The sequence below is a fragment of the Asticcacaulis sp. P4_H10 genome (genome assembly GCF_056400965.1).
In genome coordinates this window covers 625,168-641,300 of sequence record NZ_JBFUKH010000001.1, presented here as the reverse complement: position 1 = coordinate 641,300, position 16,133 = coordinate 625,168, and the positions used below count along the sequence as shown (strand labels likewise).

Here is a 16,133-nt window from a genome sequence, read left to right as displayed (position 1 = left end):
TTTCAAAAATACTTAAGGATGGTAGGAGTTACAGCGCCAGAAGCGCCAGTTGCGAATGCGTGGGCAGCGCTGCACCTTGGTCATCCACAGGTCGAAGACCCGGGGTTCACGCAGGCAAGCCAGATACCCAATGGCATGGATGACGACCGATACCGCGAACGCCCAGAAGGATCGCGTGATCAAAAAGACTTCGGTCGTCACCACTGCATTGATGATGAAGTAGCTGTAGGTCACACCGGCAAACATCTGCGGCTGGGTCAGCGCCTTGAATACCGGTGATTTGACCAGGTCCGTCATAACCTTAGTGCGCCATCGCCTGGATGCCGCCGACGATGGTCGCAGCGCCAAACAGGATGAAGACGCCGACGATAACGGTCGCGCCGTAGCGCCAGTTCATGCGGCCGGTCAGCATCATGAAACCCACTGCAGCAACGGCGATAACGGCGACGGTCGTCGCGACACGGCCCAGCAGGGTCTGCTGAATCCAGTCAACGGCGCCGGTAATAGGCGACGATCCGGCCGGACCGCCAACGGCCTGGGCCGCAGCGGCGTTCGCCCACGTCATCATCGATGCCGCCACGGCCATAACAGTCAAAGACATAGGGCGAATAGACTGGGGACTCGTCGACAGGGGCTTCTTCATTCCTACCTCATATCAGTGTCACGCACGGCTGGCAGCCGCCGGAGAATCAGCAACGGCTATGCGCAACCCTCGCGCAATGTACGACCCATGACAACCGCCGGATCATCCGGGGACTGAACACGCTGCGCGACTTATAGGCAAAAACTATGTTGGCAAAAAGGGCTTTGCGTGACTTCACCCAAAGTTTCACGGGATTGTCACAATTGCGCTCGGAGACTTTATCCCCTCCGTTATTCTTCCGAAAAGGTTACCGTGACGCCGCGCTTGCGGAAATAGGCCTGCATCGTCTTGCGGCCCGCCCGGTTATTCTGTGCCAGGCGCGTCGGCTGGACGACCGCCTCTTTGAGGCCCTCGGCCACCAGAGCTGCCTTAAGCGCCTTGATGTGCGTATCGATCTCGGCATTGTCGTCGGCCAGCGACGCGTAGATGTTTTCGAGGGCTTCGGCGACGGTCAAGGGAAACTCCAATCAGTTCAGGACCGCCTGTTATCAGGTTTAACCTCTGTATGGCAAGTGGCGCATTCCCTAGCGTATGCGTAAACCAATGCCTTAAAAAAACACCGATTCACGGCTTTTTGAGAGTTAGGCTGTAATGATTCGGTTGTAGATTCGCGGCACAGCCAAGCAGGCCTCACAGGGGAGCGAACCGGCGGATGGGTTTCATCGGCAATATCAGGCGTGACGCCACCTTCATGACCCGTCTGCTGCGGATTCTCCGCCGCATCCGCAGCGTCAATCCCGATTCGCCCAATCTGGTCTGCGACGACTTCGAACACGCCGCCGATCAGTGGCCGACGCAAACCGCCGTGATCTTCGAAGGCAAGAGCCTGACCTATCAGCAGCTCGACGTCCTGGCGAATCGTTATGCCCACTGGGGCCGCCAGCGCGGCCTGAAGTCCGGCGACACCGTCGCCCTGTTCATGCCGAACCGGATGGAATACCTGGCCATCTGGATCGGAATGAACAAGATCGGCGTCGTCACAGCCCTGATCAACAATTCGCTGACGGGCAAGGGCCTGGTCCACTGCCTCAACATCTCAATGGCCTCACTGACCCTGGTCGACCTGACGACCATGCCGTGCTTCATGGAGGTCGAGTCCCAGATCGAGCGCTTTCAGGCGCTGTGGGTACTGGACCTGCCGCGCGAACAGGAGACCGAGGACTGCCGCAGCCTGGATGCGGCCATCAAGGGCGTGTCAACGGTCCGTCCTGATCGTGCGCCGCGCGCCGAACTGAAGGCCTCATCGACCGCGCTCTACATCTATACGTCCGGCACGACAGGCCTGCCAAAGGCCGCCAAGATCTCCAACGCCCGCGCCCAGCTCTACATGAAGGCCTTCGCCGGCCTGACCAAGATGGCGCCCGGTGACCGCGTCTATTGCGTCCTGCCGCTCTATCACGCCACCGGCGGCCTGTGCGCCACGGGCGCGGCCTTGCTGAACGGCGGCGCCATCGTGCTCAAGCGCAGATTTTCGGCCAGCCAGTTCTGGAGCGATATCCGCCTGCAGGGCGTCACGCATATCGTCTATATCGGCGAGCTTTGCCGCTATCTCGTCAACTCACCCCCGGCTCCCAATCCCGAGGACGAGCGCAAGCACAAGGTGCGTATGGCGTTCGGCAACGGCATGCGGCCCGAAGTCTGGGACCAGTTCAAAGCGCGCTTCAAGATTCCGGATGTGCTCGAATTCTACGGTTCGACCGAAGGCAATGTGTCACTGTTCAATCTCGATGGCCGCTCCGGCGCCATTGCCCGCGTGCCACGCATCCTGCGCAACAAGTTCAATGTCCGCCTGGTGCAGTTCGACTTCGAGAGCGAAATGCCGGTGCGCGGTCCGAACGGCCTGTGCATCGAATGCCGGCCGGGCGATATCGGCGAGGCCATCGGCCATATCGGCCATGATGCGCGCCACGCCTATTCCGGCTATGCCGACAAGGCCGCCTCGCAGAAAAAGGTCCTGACCGACGTCTTCAAGACAGGCGACCAGTGGTTCCGCACCGGCGACCTGATGCGCCAGGACAAACAGGGCTACCTCTATTTCGTCGATCGCATTGGCGACACCTTCCGCTGGAAAGGCGAAAACGTCTCGACATCCGAAGTTGCCGAATATTGCGCTTCGGCGCCCGGTGTCGAGGAGGCCATTGTCTATGGCATTCCCGTCCCGCATCACGACGGCAAGGCCGGCATGGTGTCGCTGATCACGCGCGACGGCTTTGACCTCAAGCTGTTCAAGGACCATGTCGACTCAAAGCTGCCGGGCTATGCCCGGCCGCGCTTTGTCCGCCTGCTGCAGGAGGTCGAGACGACCGGCACCTTCAAGTACAAGAAGATGGACCTGATCAAGGCTGGCTATGACCTCAGCGTCATCACCGATCCGCTCTATATCCTGTGCAATGATGCGTATGTGCCAGTGACGCCGGACATGACCGTCCAGATCACGAGTGGGCAACTCAGGTTATAAAGCCTTTTTTGCCAAAAGCTTGCATCCTGCAGCCGCGAACCCTATCCAAAACCGCGCAGGGCCTTTGCTATCGTTAATTCATCCCGCACGGAGCGGGCATGGATGGAGATAGTCTTATGGAACTTCAAGTTGGTTGGCTGGCAGCCATTATCGTCGGCGCACTCGCCGGCTGGATCGCCGAACAATTCATGCGCTCTGAACAGGGCCTGTTGATGAACATCGTCATGGGTATCCTCGGCGCCCTGATCGCCAACGCCGTTCTGGCCATGATCGGCGTTCAGCTTGGCGGCATCGTCGGTTACCTGATTGCCGGCGTGGTCGGTGCCTGCCTGCTCATCGCGATTGGCCGGGCCTTCAAGGGCCGCCGGGTTTAAACGCCAGCACATAAAGATAAAAAAGCGGCGGAGGGAAACCTCCGCCGCTTTTATTTTAATAGCTCCGGGCGACCAAAGTGCCGCCTTCTTCTTAATCCTTTTGCTGCGCTTTCGATCCGAAATCGCTTAGTACCGCACCCGCAGCGTCACACCGTAGGTCTTCGGCGCGCCGAGGAAGGCGTCATAGGTGTTGCTGTCGGCTGCCTGGTTGTAATAGGTGCCGGGATGCGAGCCGCCCGACTGGACGGTCTGCTGGAAGCCGGTACCTTGCAGCGGGGCATTCAGGACGACCTGCTTATAGGTTTCGTCGGTCAGGTTCTGGCCCCACAGTTCAACCGACCAGCGGCGGTCGGCCGAACCGATCGAGAGGCGGCCGTTGACTATGGTGTAGGCGTCCTGTTCCTTGAACGGGATCAGATCCGAACCGGTATTGTATTCCGACGAGTACTTGGCCGACAGGTTGGCGCCGATGCGCAGGTCGCCGACGTTTCCACCCCACGACAGGGCTGCCGTGCTGCTCCACTTGGGAGCGAACGACATCTGCGCGCCCGGCAGCAGCGACAGGCCGGGGAAGTGGCTTGGGTTGATCAGATCCGCGGCCGTGAACTTGCCGTACTTGGTGTCGGTGTAGGTGACGCCGCCCTGGAAGGTCAGGCCGGTAATCGGCGTACGCCAGTAGACGTCGGCGTCAAAGCCCTTCGATTCCAGCACCGGTATCGATTCAACAACGAAGGCCGTGCCGAGGAATGTGTTGAGCTGGAAGTTCTGGAACTTCTGGTCGAACAGGGCTGTGTTCAGTTGCAGGGCGCCGTCGAACAGGGTGGTTTTCAGACCCAGTTCGTAGCTGTCGACCGTTTCCGGCGGGAACCACAGGTCAGCATCGGGTGTGACGCCGGTCTGGGCGCGGTCGAGGTTGAAGCCGCCCGCCTTATAACCCTTTGCGTACGACGCATAGGTCATGGTGTTGGCATTGACGTGCCACGCCGCCTTGAACGTACCGGACAGGTCGCCATCGCTGTTACTGTCGGCGACTGAACGGTTGTTGAAGGCCGGGTTAGCCCAGAACGGACAGAATGCGCCCGCCAGGGTCTGTGCCGTCGTGCCGCCCGCGCGGATGGCGCCCAGCCAGATCGGATTGGCGCCATTGGCCAGGGCCTGGCCGGCGGCGGCCGTCGGGTTGGTCGGATTGGCGGCCACGGCAGCGGCGTAGAGCGCGCCGGTTTGCTGATACTTGGTCAGGGCCGCGCCGCAGCCAGCGCCGTTGTCGCTGTTGGTGTAGAAGGCCGTCATGCTCTTCTTTTCCTGGGTGTAGCGCAGGCCCAGGGTGAATTCGAGCGATTGGATCCGCCACGAATTGTTGGTGAAGAGGGCGATCGATTCGTCGGTCTGGGTGTAGAAGTCGCGCGCGCCCTCCCCCGCCTTGAAGTTGGTGCCAAACGCGCGGCCGGTCATGTTCGGCAGGAAGGTCGCGCTGGGCGTGATCGCCGGATTGATAGCGTTCAACTGGCTGGAGATCAGCAGGCTGAGATAGGGTTCGTAGTGCGAACCGTAGACGTAGGAGTCGTGACGGTTCAGGTCTTCCTTGACGTAGAAGGCGCCGACCAGCCAGTTGACGTTCTCGGTCGCGCCGGCCAGGCGGACTTCCTGGCTGAAGGTCTTGAAGCGGGCGTCGAAGTCGCCATTGTCGCGGCGATAAAGGATGTCAGCACCGGTATAATCGATGTCCTGGCCGTTGGTCGACTTCCAGTCGCGCGCGGCGCTGATCAGGGTCAGTTGCGAGTCCCACAGGTCCGGCAGCTTGACATTGGTTTCAACCGAGAAGCCGCCATCGCGGATAACCTGGTGCGTGTCGCGGTTGGCATAGGCGATGCGGGCTTCCGGGTTCGGTGTCGTGGCGACACCGTTGCCACCGGCCAGGGTGTTGATGGCCGTAGCCGTCGGACCTGTACGGATCTGGACGGCTGTACAGCAGTATTCATTGCGGTGGCTGTAGTCGCCGATCAGGCGGATGTCGATCAGGTCCGTCGGCGTGAACAGCAGCTGACCACGGATGGTCGAGAAGTCCTGCGTGCCGTCGTCCTTCATCGTACGCGGGCCGACGCCGGTATTGACGTTCATGAAGCCGTCGCGCTTGCGGCTGGCGACATAGAGGCGGCCGGCGATCAGGTCGTCGACCAGCGGGCCGGTAACCGAGGCGGCGTAGCCCTGCTGACCGTAGTTGCCGAAGGTCGCTTCGCCATCGGCGCCGAAGGTGAAGGCGGGCTTCTTGGTGATGATGTTGATGACGCCGGCTGACGTGTTCTTGCCGAACAGCGTGCCTTGCGGGCCCTTTAGAACTTCGATGCGTTCCATTTCGCCGAGGTCGCCGAAGCCGACGCCGTTACGCGGGCGATAGACGCCGTCGATCACCACGCCAACCGAGGATTCCATCGAGGGGTTGTCACCGACTGTACCGACGCCGCGGATACGGGCGGTCGTCAGGCTTTCGTTCTGGGTCGAGGTGACGGTCAGGCCCGGCGTCAGGATCTGCATGTCCTTGATGTCGCGCACGCCGGCATCCTGAAGCAGCTTGGCCGACAGGGTCGTGACGACGATCGGCACATCCTGCAGCTTTTGCTCGCGCTTCTGGGCAGTGACGATAATGGTCCCTTCATCGGCCGCAGGCGCATCCTGGGCGAACCCGATCGCGGGAAGACCGGCCAGAAGCGCGGCGCCGGCGGCGCCTGCCATCAGATGGCGATACTTCAGTAAAGTGGTGGCGTTTTGCATGGCGTTCCCTTTGGGCAATTTCATCTCTGCTTTGAACATTTTTTGTTACTGCCGGATCTGCGTCCGGTAAGCGGAAACCGCATCTAGAGCCGCATCCGATTACTCATTTGACTAACACATTACGCGCACGGAAACAAATTGGTCTCCGGCTACACTGCAATGCAATAGTTTACGTAGGGTCAATACTTACGCGATCGCGGTAAAAAAACGCGGTTACGAAGCTATTTCGCATTCCAACAGGGGAAAACCAATACTTGCGTATCCGCATAACAACCGTTTTCGTTCGCAGTTTATATTGCACTTGCTCACTTGATTACAATTTGACGTAACGGCACACGCCCTTTGAACCCTGCCTTAACGAAATTTCCGGCCTTCGAATGCTTCCTGTCCACTGACAATCCTGTGACTGTGGCGCATAAAAGCCACACACCTAGGGTCAACTTTCCGGCACTTGACGGGGCTTCGCACTTGCAGGCGCCGCCATGACCGTTCACAAGGCCCATAAACGGAGAGAGTGTCACATGCGGTTGAGCAAAACAGCAACGGTCGCCATTGCCGGGTTGCTATTGGGGCTTTTCGCGCCGGGCGCCATGGCCACGACGGCCTTCAACACCTCCTACGGCCCCGTGCCGGTCACCAGCACGGGCGTGATTGCTGCGGCCAGGTTCGCGGCGACGACCAAAGAGGTCGAGATAAAGACGATCCTGAAGGCGCAGCAGGCGGCGACCGCCAACCTGCATTTCATTATCTGCATGCGCGTGGCTGAGGGCGGTAAGGCCTATCTGGTCGAAACCAAGGTGTCGCGCGCGTCCGGCAAGCCGTACAGCCTTGATGCCTGGAACAAGGTAAAGGCCTGCCAATGAAAGCTTGCAAGTGAGTGTTTATCAGCCGTCCCCCCGCCTGCTGGATAGCGGGCTTGCCATACACGACGTCGTCACGGCGGCGGATTTCCCGGAAACGATCCTGCGCTACCGTAATGACCGCGCGGCGAAAACGGTCGGCCTGGCGCACCTGTCCGATAGCGACTGGACCCGGCACTTCGGCCGATTCGAAGCCCTGCCAGAGAACCAGCCGGCGCCTCTGGCCTTGCGCTATCACGGCCACCAGTTCCGCCAGTACAATCCCGACCTCGGCGACGGGCGCGGCTTCCTGTTTGCGCAGATGCTCGATGATCGCGACCGCCTGCTCGACCTCGGCACGAAAGGCTCGGGCAAGACGCCGTGGTCGCGTGGCGGCGACGGCCGGCTGACGCTGAAGGGCGGGGTACGCGAAGTACTGGCGACCGCCATGCTCGAAGCGCTCGGCGTACCAACCTCAAAAAGCTTTTCGCTGATCGAGACCGGTGAACAATTGGTGCGCGGCGACGAGCCGTCGCCGACGCGGTCGTCGGTCCTTGTCCGCCTGAACCACAGCCATATCCGCTTCGGCACCTTCGAACGCCTGGCCTATCTCAGCGACACCGAGACGATGGCGGCGCTGATCGACTTCATCATCGCCAACTACTATCCCGATGCCGATGGCGCTGCCGGTGTGTTCGACGCAGCGGTGTCAACCTCGGCACGGCTGGCAGCGCGGTGGATGGCGGCCGGCTTTGTCCACGGCGTGCTCAACACCGACAATATGAATATCACGGGCGAAAGTTTCGACTACGGCCCGTACCGCTTTTTGCCGCGCTACGATCCGGACTTCACCGCCGCCTATTTCGACCAGTGGGGTCTCTACGCCTATGGCCGACAGCCCGACGCGGTCGGCTGGAACCTGGCGCGGCTGGGTTCGTGCCTGACCCTGATCTGCCCGTCCGAGCGGCTGACCGAATCATTGCGGCAGTTCGACACGCGTTTTCGTGGAGAACTGGGCTTGGCCTTCTGCGCGCGTCTGAACCTCACGCCGCAGGCCGACAACACGCAGCTTGCCGCCGCAATCTTTGATTTCCTGAAAACCGTCACCTTTGATGGCAGTTTCGAGGCACTGTTCTACGACTGGTTCGGCGGCGCAGCGCGCGAGGCGTTCGCGATGAACGGCGTGCGTGCGCAGTCCTATAGCGGTGAGGCTTTTGACGCCTTCCGCGCCGTACTCGACGGTTACACCACCGCCGACGCTGCGAAACTCGACCTCCCGCGCCTGTCACAGCCTGAGCCGGAAACCCTGCTGATCGACGAGATCGAAGCCATCTGGGCACGCATTGCTGAAGCCGATGATTGGCAGCGGCTTTACGACAAGCTGTCAGCGATCGAGACCTACCGTCAGGCGCTGGGCTTCAGCGCCTGATTTGATAATCCTGGTGCCAGTGGCCCGGATCGATATGGCTGAACAGGCCGGTCTTCATGCCGGCAAGCGTCCGCATCATCTCGTCCTTCGTCCACGGCATATAGCACATCGGCCCGAACAGCGTATCGCGCAGGAAGGGCTCGATAATGCCGTCGCCCTGGAAGAAGGGCGTCATCCACATGCTGGCGTGATGATAAAAGCCAAGATGGTTCTTGCGGACGCGCTGATATTCGACCAAAGCGTCGTCAATCCGGGCGTTGCGGTTGATGGCCTCGCCCAGCACGCAGGCGTCGATCAGGCCGAGATTGGCGCCCTGCCCCAGTTGCGGGCTCATGGCGTGGGCGGCGTCACCGGCAAAAACCAGCCGGCCCTGGACGCGCAAGCTTAGGGCCTTGTGGCCATATTCGGCCCAGGTCAGGTCGCTGAAATCGGTCATCTGGTCGACAAACGGCGCCATTTCCGGCCAGTAGCCAGTGACGCGTTCCTTCCAGGCATCGATACCGCCGGCGCGCACGGCTTCGAGATCGCGGCGCGGCAGGCTCCAGAAAAAGGCGATATGATCGTCATCCTCGCCTGGGCGCTTGCCGATGGCCAGGGTGCCGATCATAACGCGCGCGGCATCGTAGCGCTGCTGCAGCCCGCCCTGGCCGAAGACCTGGCCCGGATCGCGGCACACGCCCCACAGCGCACCGTACGGATAGGGTTTGTTGGTATGGATGTGGGCATGGCGCTCGGCCAGTTTCGAATGACGGCCGGTGCAATCGACAATGAGATCGAAAGGCCCGAAATCGTCACCGTTCGCGACCTTCAGCGACATCAGCCCGTCGGGATGCGTCACGACTTCGGAGGCTTCGCAACCCGTATGCAGGGTGGCACCGGTTGCGATGGCATGATCGTGCAGCACCTGAAACAGGCTGGCGCGATGCACGCCTAAGCCAAAGATGTGCTTGCCCAGAATGTCGTAATTGAGGTCGAAGACCGTCCGGCCGGTATGGGTCTTGCCATACAATGTCTTGATGCGCGCGCTGCGGTCGATCAGCGCCTTGTCGATGCCCAGCCGCGCGATAACCGCCAGCCCGGTTGGCTGGATTAGCAGACCCGCCCCCACGGGCGCCGCCTTGTCGAAACGCTCGAAGATCGACACCTCATGGCAGCCGGCGCGCAAAAATCCGGCCAGGGCCAGGCCAGTCGTGCCGGCGCCGGCAATCGCGATGCGATAGGTCATTTACCCTGCCACAAGTCCGGGCGCGCCTTCAGCCAGTCCGTGGCCCACGCCGCACCTGTCTTATGGCCGGAAAGGCTGCCGTGATAGTCGCACCCCGTCAGATCCACTGTAAAACCCTGTGGTGGCATCATGAATACCAGTTTTTTGAGGCCCGCAGCCGCGGCAGCCGCTTCGATGCTTTTGCGACCGGCATCGACGGTCTGGTCACTGGCGGCATCGCCGCTTGGCCCTGGCCACTGCATGACGATGGCTGCTGACGGATAGCGGTGATGCACAGCAACGACCAGGCGGCCATAGCCGGCAACCAGGGCGGTCTCCAACTGAGCGGTTGTTGTCCATGGCTCGCCCGGCTGCAGCGGTGTCAGATCGTTGCCACCGAGCGCGATGACCACGATCTGCGGGTTCCAGTCCTTCGAGGCATAGGGCACCGTCTTGTCGAAGAAGGTGAAGGGATAGAGGTCGGACATGGTGTAGCCCGGCGTCGTCCCGTTGTAATTGCGCACAACGCCGCGCCCAGAAATGGCGTTGACCTGATAGTCGGCGCCGAACGCCTTGGCGGTCAGCACAGGCCAGGCCTGTTGCGTGTCGGTCAGCTTGCGGACCTCTTCCGGGGTACATTTGACAGTCGTCGAGCGATTGCCATAACCGACCATGCCGGAATCACCGATGAACTCGATCTGGCGGGCGCGGCGGGCAAGCGGCAGCGCCTTGCCGCCCTTGGCCAGGTAAAAGCCGTTAAACACCGCCCGGTTCTCGATGCTCTCAGTGACCTTTTCTATGCGCACGTTGTGTTTGCCCTTAGCCAGCCCCGAGACTTCGACGGTGCCGGTCCCTGGCCGGTCGATCGAGATCGGCGCCAGCGCATCAATATGCAGGCGATATTCATTATGCGGGTCATCGAAGGCCAGGAATATCTTGTCTCCCGAAAACGCCGTTTCGAAATAGACACCGGGCCACTGATGTTCGTAGGCGGTACCGCTGGACATGGCGTTTTCCGCCACGCGGCCGGTGACGTGGAGCTTGAGTGCCTGAGGTTTCGCCGGAAGCTGAGCGCCGGGCGTTATGGTCTGCGCCCCGGCTACGCCAGTCCACAACACAAGCCCAGCCAGAGCGCCTAAGTAACGCATCCGTCCCTCCCCTGATCTTTTACAGGTATCCGGATAACACGGTTGCCAGGCCTACAAAACTGAACAGTTTGTCAGCTGGCTGAAATATTCCAGCGCATAGCCCCCAACGACGCTGGTGCCGAAACGGTCGAGTTCCGGCGACCAGACCGCGATCGCCGCCGTGTCCGGAATGATGGCGACAATACCGCCGCCGACACCGCTCTTGGCCGGCAGCCCGACGCGATAGGCGAAAGAGCCAACAGAATCATAGGTCCCGCAGGTCAGCAGAAGTGCGTTCAACCGCCGGGTCAGGCGTGGCGGAAAGATGGTTTCTTCGACCAGCGGCGAAAACCCGCCAGCCGCCAGCGGAAGTGCGGCGCGCGCCAGTTGCCGGCAGGTGACGGCGATGGCGCACTGATGGCAATAGGCCGAGATCAGCGCCTCGACCTCATGGGTGATAGTGCCGAAGCCGCGCATCAGGTTGGCAATGGCGCGGTTCTTGTGTGCCGTGGCGATCTCGCCCTTGGCGACCGCTTCGTCGATTTCGAGCTGTGCGCCCGACAGCATGCCCATGAAGTCACGCACCAGAAACTGCGACTGGGGCGCGATGTCCATAAGGCAGTCGGTGACCGCCAGGGCGCCTGGATTGATAAAGGGGTTACGCGGTATTCCCTCCTCGTGCTCCAACTGCGACAGATAGTTGAATGGCGTGCCCGACGGCTCCTTGCCGACACGAGTCCACACCTCGTCGCCAAAGCGATTGAGCGCCAGCCCCAGCGAAAACAGCTTGGTGATCGACTGCGCCGAGAACGGTTCGTCCGCGTCGCCAATGACGCACTCCTCGAATCCTACAATTGCGCTACCGCTCGCGCTGCTTGAGCGCTTTACAGTACAGACCGCCATGCCAAACCGGCGCGGATCGACCTCAGCCAATTGCGGAATATATTGCGCGGTGCGTCCCTTGCCGAAATGCGGCTGGACCATGATGGCGACTTCCGCCAGCACGTCGGAGATGGAGAGGCCCTGTTTCATGCCCTCAGAAACCGGCTGGCCATGAGTCTGTCAAGGCGTCACGACGACGCGCTTGAAGACTCCTTCTTGTCCATCTCATCGACGAAGGCCAGGGTCTCAAACACGACGCGCGTAAGGTCGGCGATGACCTTGTCGCGCCCGGCGGCGTCAAGCGTCCCGCCCGTGGTGAAGATCGACAGGAACATCGGCGGCTTGTCCGCCGCCGGCCAGATGACGGCGACGTCGTTGGCGTGCGTAAACGCCGTGCCGGTCTTGTGGCCGACGATATAGCCCGCCGGCACACCCGCTGGGATGCGGTTCGTGCCGGTCGTCGTCGCGATCATCCAGTCCTTGAGCAGCGACAGGCTCGCGGGTTTTAGCACCGTGCCGGTGAACACCGTCTTCAGCAGTTGCGTCATGGCGCCGGGCGTCGTCGTGTCGCGCTCGTCCTTCTCCGGGACATCGTTCAGCGACGGCTCGGTGCGGTCGAAGCGCGTGACGGTGTCGCCCAAGGCGCGCACAAAAGCGGTCAGACCTGCGGGTCCGCCTACCAGCGGCAGCAGCAGGTTGGCAGCCGTATTGTCGCTGAGCGCCACTGCCGCCGAACACAGGTCGCCGATCGTCATCTTGCCCTTGGCGACGTGCTGGGTCGTAACCGGCGCGTATTCAAGCAGATCGGTCTTGGTGTAGCTGACCTCCTGTGCGACCTTCAGCTTGCCCTGATCGACAGCCTGGAGTATGGCCGCCGCCAACACCCATTTGAAGACCGAACACATGGCGAAGCGTTCGTCCGACTGGATGTTGAAATTGCCATTGGCTTCGCCCGTGCCCGAGGTCAGGCTGACGCCGACGCGACCGCCATGGCGCCGGACGATTTCGGCCACCTTCTGACCAATACCGACGACCTGGCCGAACTCCTTCGAACATCCGCCAAGCAAACCGGCTCCGGCCAGTCCAAGCATCATCCCCCTGCGCGACAGCATGGCTTACTTCTCCGTATGTGTCTTGACCCAGTCAAACACCGTGGCGTGCCACATCAGCGAGTTCTGCGGCTTTAGCACCCAGTGATTCTCATCCGTGAACCGCAGGAATTTCGATTCAATGCCCTGGCGCTGCAAGGCTGTGAAGGTCGCGATCCCTTGTCCCGGGACGACACGATAGTCTTTGTCGGAGTGGATGACCAGCATCGGTTTCGACCATTTCTGGGCATGAAGCGCCGGGTTGAAAGTGTCCATCCTGGCTGAATTGCCATAGGGCACGCCGCCGTTTTCGGTCTCCGAGAACCACAGTTCCTCGGTTTCCTCAGCCATGGTGCGAGTGTCGAAAATGCCGTCATGATTGACCAGGCACTTCCAGGGTTCCTTCCAGTTGCCGGCGATCCAGTTGACCATATAGCCGCCGTAGGAGGCGCCCAGCGCACAGGCGCGATCGCCGTCGAGGAACTTGTAATTGGCCAGCACGTGCGCCCAACCCTTTTGCAGGTCTTCGAGCGGCCGGTCGCCCCAGTGCTGCGAGATCGAGTCGGTAAAGGCCTGGCCGTATCCCGGCGAGCCGTGGAAATCGATGAACACCACGGCGAAACCTTCACCGGCAAAGGCCTGCGGATTCCATCGATAGGACCAGGCATCGCTGAACGACGACTGCGGACCGCCGTGGACGATAAAGGCGACCGGATAAGTCTTTCCCTCCTCATAATTGGCGGGCTTCAGGACGTAGCCGTAGACGGTCTCGTCATTCCAGCCCTTGAAGCTGAATTGCTCGTACTGACCCAGGGTGCGCTCTTTCAGCACCGGATTGATTCCGGTCAGGCTGCGCGCGCCCATGTCAATGAACATGGCTTTGGAATTGGCGAGGTAGAGCTGCGACGGGCCGGACAAGCCGCTCTTGAGGAAGGCGATGCCTTGCGGAGTCTCGGCGAAACCGTCGATATGGCCATCTTTTGACAAAGCCATCACCTTGCCGGTCTTGACGTCTATGCGGAACAGCTTGTGGGTGCCGATGTCGTCGGAGGTGACGAGCAGGCTCTTGCCATCCTTCGACCAGGTCATTTCATCGACCGTATGGTCCCAGTTGGCGGCCAGAGGCGTCACGGCGCCGGTCTTCAGGTCGCGCAGGAAGATATCGAAACGATCGGCTTCATTGGCCGGACGCTTCATCGCCTTGTAAGCCAGGGTTTTGCCGTCGGGCGACAAGCGCGGCATCGCATCCCAGGCTTCGTTGCCGTCGGTCAGGTTGGTCAGCGCCCCCCCGCTCATCGGCGCCGAATAGACGTCGAAATTGGTCGACCATGGTTCGGTCTTGCCGGCTTCGCGCGCGGCGAAGTAGACGGTCCTGGCATCGGCCGAGATCGTGTATTCGCCCTCATCGCCGAAGGGCTTTGACGGCACATCACCGTCGTAACCATCGGTCAGCGAGACGGGAGCTGCGCCATCGAAGCCGACATAGAAGAGGTGGTTGCGCGTGCCATCGGCCCATTCGTCCCAGTGACGAACGAACAGCTTGTCGTAGATGACGCCGGTCGACTTCTGCGCCTTTTTGTCCGCGCTCGTCCTGACCGTACAGTCGATCTCATTTCCCTTGCACTCCGGGAAGACGGCGAGCGAGACGACGATGCCCTTGCCGTCCGGCGACAGCAGGTAGGAGCCGACATCGAGCGGCAGCCTGGTGACCTGGGTCGCCGTGGCGCCCATCAGGTCGGTCTTCCACACCTGCGTCGAGCCCGAACGCGACGACAGGAAGTAGATTGTCTTGCTGTCAGCACTGAACTTCGGCGACACTGCACCGCCTTCGGACGCAGCCAGCTTGATTTCGGCCGTCGCGGGCTTGGACAGGTCCTTTAGCCAGATGGCGCTCACGCCCTTGTTCTTGTCGAGATCGGTGGCGCGCACCTGGAACACGGCGTAGAGGCCTGTGCTATCGACGTTCAGCCCGCTGATCCGGTCGAGTGACACCAGGTCCTTGTAAGTGAAGGGGGCGGCCGTCTGCGCACTTGCAGACAGGGCCAGCAGAGACGCCGAGCCAATAAGTGTGGCGGCAAGAACGGATTTCAGGTTTCGGGAAAGCATGCGGCGGCCTGCGAATTAGTTACCAATGCGACTGTTAAAGCGCCCTTTGGCTTGCTTGTCGAGGCAGGGTGTTACAAATTTGCGAAAATTCCGGCCGTCGCGGAGGCCGTACCAACCTATTCCGCCGCCCTTGTGGGGAGGGACAACTATATTCAGGCTTGCTGCGCCAGAATGGCTTTCAGATCGGCCATCGCTTCCTTGGTTTGCTTCGGCAGCTTGGCCTTGAACAGCGGCAGGAGCAGCTTGCACAGCAAGGAGTTCGGCACCAGTTCGACGCGGTGGGTCAGGCGCGTACCGGCACCTTGCGGCTCAAGATGGAAGTCGATGAAGGCCTGCATCATCTTGTCGTAATAACGATAGCTTAGTTGGCGGTCGGGCTGGTAGGTCGAGATTACCCCGTCCATGATCCGGTGCTTGCCGCCTTCGAAATAGGCATAGCGCAACTTGTCCCCGACCTTGTTTGGCCCCTGCCCCAGCTTGGCCACGCCTTCACAGCGTTTCAACCACGTCGGTACGCGCTTGAAATCGTCCAGAAAAGCGAAAACTTCCTGGGGTGACTGAGGCAGGTCTATGTCGTGTTCGACGACAATGGGCATCCAGACAAAGCTCCTGAGATTCGGTGAATCTATGCCTCACCGTCTCCGGCATCAAGACAATAATGCGACAGGCAAAGGCCACGCCACACCGGCATGACCCGATAAAAGGCGGTAAGCAAAAACAGTGTCAACCGCGGCGGCCTATTCGACCGGCGCATGCTCCGGCAATTCGACGAGGAAAAAGAAGAACTGTTCGATGGTCGATATGGCGGTGCGGAAACTGTCGAGATCCAATGGCTTGACGATATAGGCGCTGGCGTGCAGCGCATAGCTGCGGGCGATATCCTGCTCGGCGGCGGAACTCGACAGGATGATTACCGGAATATGCCGCAGGCGCGCATCGTCCTTGATTGCATTCAAGACCTCGCGGCCATTCATGCGCGGCAGGTTGAGGTCGAGCAGGATCAGGTCCGGCAAGACCTGCCCTTCGTCACGCAGGACCTCGAGCGCCGCTTCGCCGCTTCCGGCCACCGACAGGTGGTTTTCGATCCGCGCTGACTGAAAGGCCTTGCGCGTCAAAAGCACGTCACCGCGATTGTCCTCGACGAGCAGGATTTCCGCCGGGCGGTTGCGCCCCATCAGTATATTGGACATGTGGACTCTCTCCAGGGCGCGATA

The 16,133-nt window shown here is 60.9% G+C and carries 15 protein-coding genes; 4 read left to right on the top strand and 11 right to left on the bottom strand.

Going from position 1 to position 16,133, the window contains the following annotated elements:
- Positions 1–12: 12 nt before the first annotated feature.
- The 3 genes from AC1DON_RS02860 to AC1DON_RS02850 form a co-directional block, all read right to left on the bottom strand.
- Positions 13–297, bottom strand: coding sequence for a VirB3 family type IV secretion system protein (locus AC1DON_RS02860; RefSeq protein ID WP_476933215.1), 285 nt, complete (start codon positions 295–297; stop codon positions 13–15).
- Between the two features lie 4 nt (positions 298–301).
- Positions 302–643 carry a TrbC/VirB2 family protein gene (locus AC1DON_RS02855; RefSeq protein ID WP_476933214.1) on the bottom strand — a complete coding sequence of 114 codons (342 nt, stop codon included), beginning with the start codon at positions 641–643 and terminating at the stop codon, positions 302–304.
- Between the two features lie 230 nt (positions 644–873).
- Entirely contained in the window at positions 874–1,098 is a 225-nt protein-coding gene (locus tag AC1DON_RS02850; protein ID WP_476933213.1) for a hypothetical protein, read from the bottom strand.
- A 197-nt stretch (positions 1,099–1,295) separates the two neighbouring features.
- On the opposite strand from AC1DON_RS02850, the gene AC1DON_RS02845 reads away from it, so the two are divergent.
- Positions 1,296–3,101 carry a long-chain-acyl-CoA synthetase gene (locus tag AC1DON_RS02845; RefSeq protein ID WP_476933212.1) on the top strand — a complete coding sequence of 602 codons (1,806 nt, stop codon included), beginning with the start codon at positions 1,296–1,298 and terminating at the stop codon, positions 3,099–3,101.
- A gap of 116 nt (positions 3,102–3,217) precedes the next feature.
- On the top strand, positions 3,218–3,475 hold the full coding sequence (locus AC1DON_RS02840; protein WP_476933211.1) for a GlsB/YeaQ/YmgE family stress response membrane protein: 258 nt from the start codon (positions 3,218–3,220) through the stop codon (positions 3,473–3,475).
- 126 nt (positions 3,476–3,601) lie between these two features.
- Here AC1DON_RS02840 and AC1DON_RS02835 read toward each other — a convergent pair whose 3' ends face one another.
- A complete protein-coding gene (locus tag AC1DON_RS02835; RefSeq protein ID WP_476933210.1) occupies positions 3,602–6,244 on the bottom strand; it encodes a TonB-dependent receptor in 2,643 nt (880 codons plus the stop codon).
- 521 nt (positions 6,245–6,765) lie between these two features.
- On the opposite strand from AC1DON_RS02835, the gene AC1DON_RS02830 reads away from it, so the two are divergent.
- Both AC1DON_RS02830 and AC1DON_RS02825 read left to right on the top strand, forming a co-directional pair.
- Positions 6,766–7,107, top strand: a complete 342-nt coding sequence (locus tag AC1DON_RS02830) for a hypothetical protein (RefSeq protein WP_476933209.1) — start codon at positions 6,766–6,768, stop codon at positions 7,105–7,107.
- Positions 7,108–7,111: 4 nt separating this feature from the next.
- Positions 7,112–8,512 (top strand): protein adenylyltransferase SelO family protein, encoded by a 1,401-nt coding sequence (locus tag AC1DON_RS02825; protein WP_476933208.1) that lies wholly within the window; start codon positions 7,112–7,114, stop codon positions 8,510–8,512.
- Here the strand turns inward: AC1DON_RS02825 and AC1DON_RS02820 are convergent.
- The 7 genes from AC1DON_RS02820 to AC1DON_RS02790 form a co-directional block, all read right to left on the bottom strand.
- Positions 8,502–9,737: an FAD-dependent oxidoreductase gene (locus AC1DON_RS02820; RefSeq protein ID WP_476933207.1), complete on the bottom strand. Its 1,236-nt coding sequence runs from the start codon at positions 9,735–9,737 to the stop codon at positions 8,502–8,504. The two genes, AC1DON_RS02825 and AC1DON_RS02820, sit on opposite strands and share 11 nt — an antisense overlap.
- On the bottom strand, positions 9,734–10,864 hold the full coding sequence (locus tag AC1DON_RS02815) for a GDSL-type esterase/lipase family protein (protein WP_476933206.1): 1,131 nt from the start codon (positions 10,862–10,864) through the stop codon (positions 9,734–9,736). Before AC1DON_RS02815 ends, AC1DON_RS02820 begins: the two co-directional genes overlap by 4 nt.
- A 51-nt stretch (positions 10,865–10,915) precedes the next feature.
- On the bottom strand, positions 10,916–11,875 hold the full coding sequence (locus tag AC1DON_RS02810) for a glutaminase (RefSeq protein WP_476933205.1): 960 nt from the start codon (positions 11,873–11,875) through the stop codon (positions 10,916–10,918).
- 38 nt (positions 11,876–11,913) lie between these two features.
- Positions 11,914–12,837 (bottom strand): class A beta-lactamase, encoded by a 924-nt coding sequence (gene bla / locus AC1DON_RS02805; RefSeq protein WP_476933204.1) that lies wholly within the window; start codon positions 12,835–12,837, stop codon positions 11,914–11,916.
- Positions 12,838–12,840: 3 nt separating this feature from the next.
- Positions 12,841–14,919: a dipeptidyl-peptidase 5 gene (locus tag AC1DON_RS02800; protein ID WP_476933203.1), complete on the bottom strand. Its 2,079-nt coding sequence runs from the start codon at positions 14,917–14,919 to the stop codon at positions 12,841–12,843.
- 152 nt (positions 14,920–15,071) lie between these two features.
- On the bottom strand, positions 15,072–15,515 hold the full coding sequence (locus AC1DON_RS02795; protein WP_476933202.1) for an SRPBCC family protein: 444 nt from the start codon (positions 15,513–15,515) through the stop codon (positions 15,072–15,074).
- 141 nt (positions 15,516–15,656) lie between these two features.
- Positions 15,657–16,109 carry a response regulator gene (locus AC1DON_RS02790; RefSeq protein WP_476933201.1) on the bottom strand — a complete coding sequence of 151 codons (453 nt, stop codon included), beginning with the start codon at positions 16,107–16,109 and terminating at the stop codon, positions 15,657–15,659.
- Positions 16,110–16,133 lie beyond the last annotated feature (24 nt).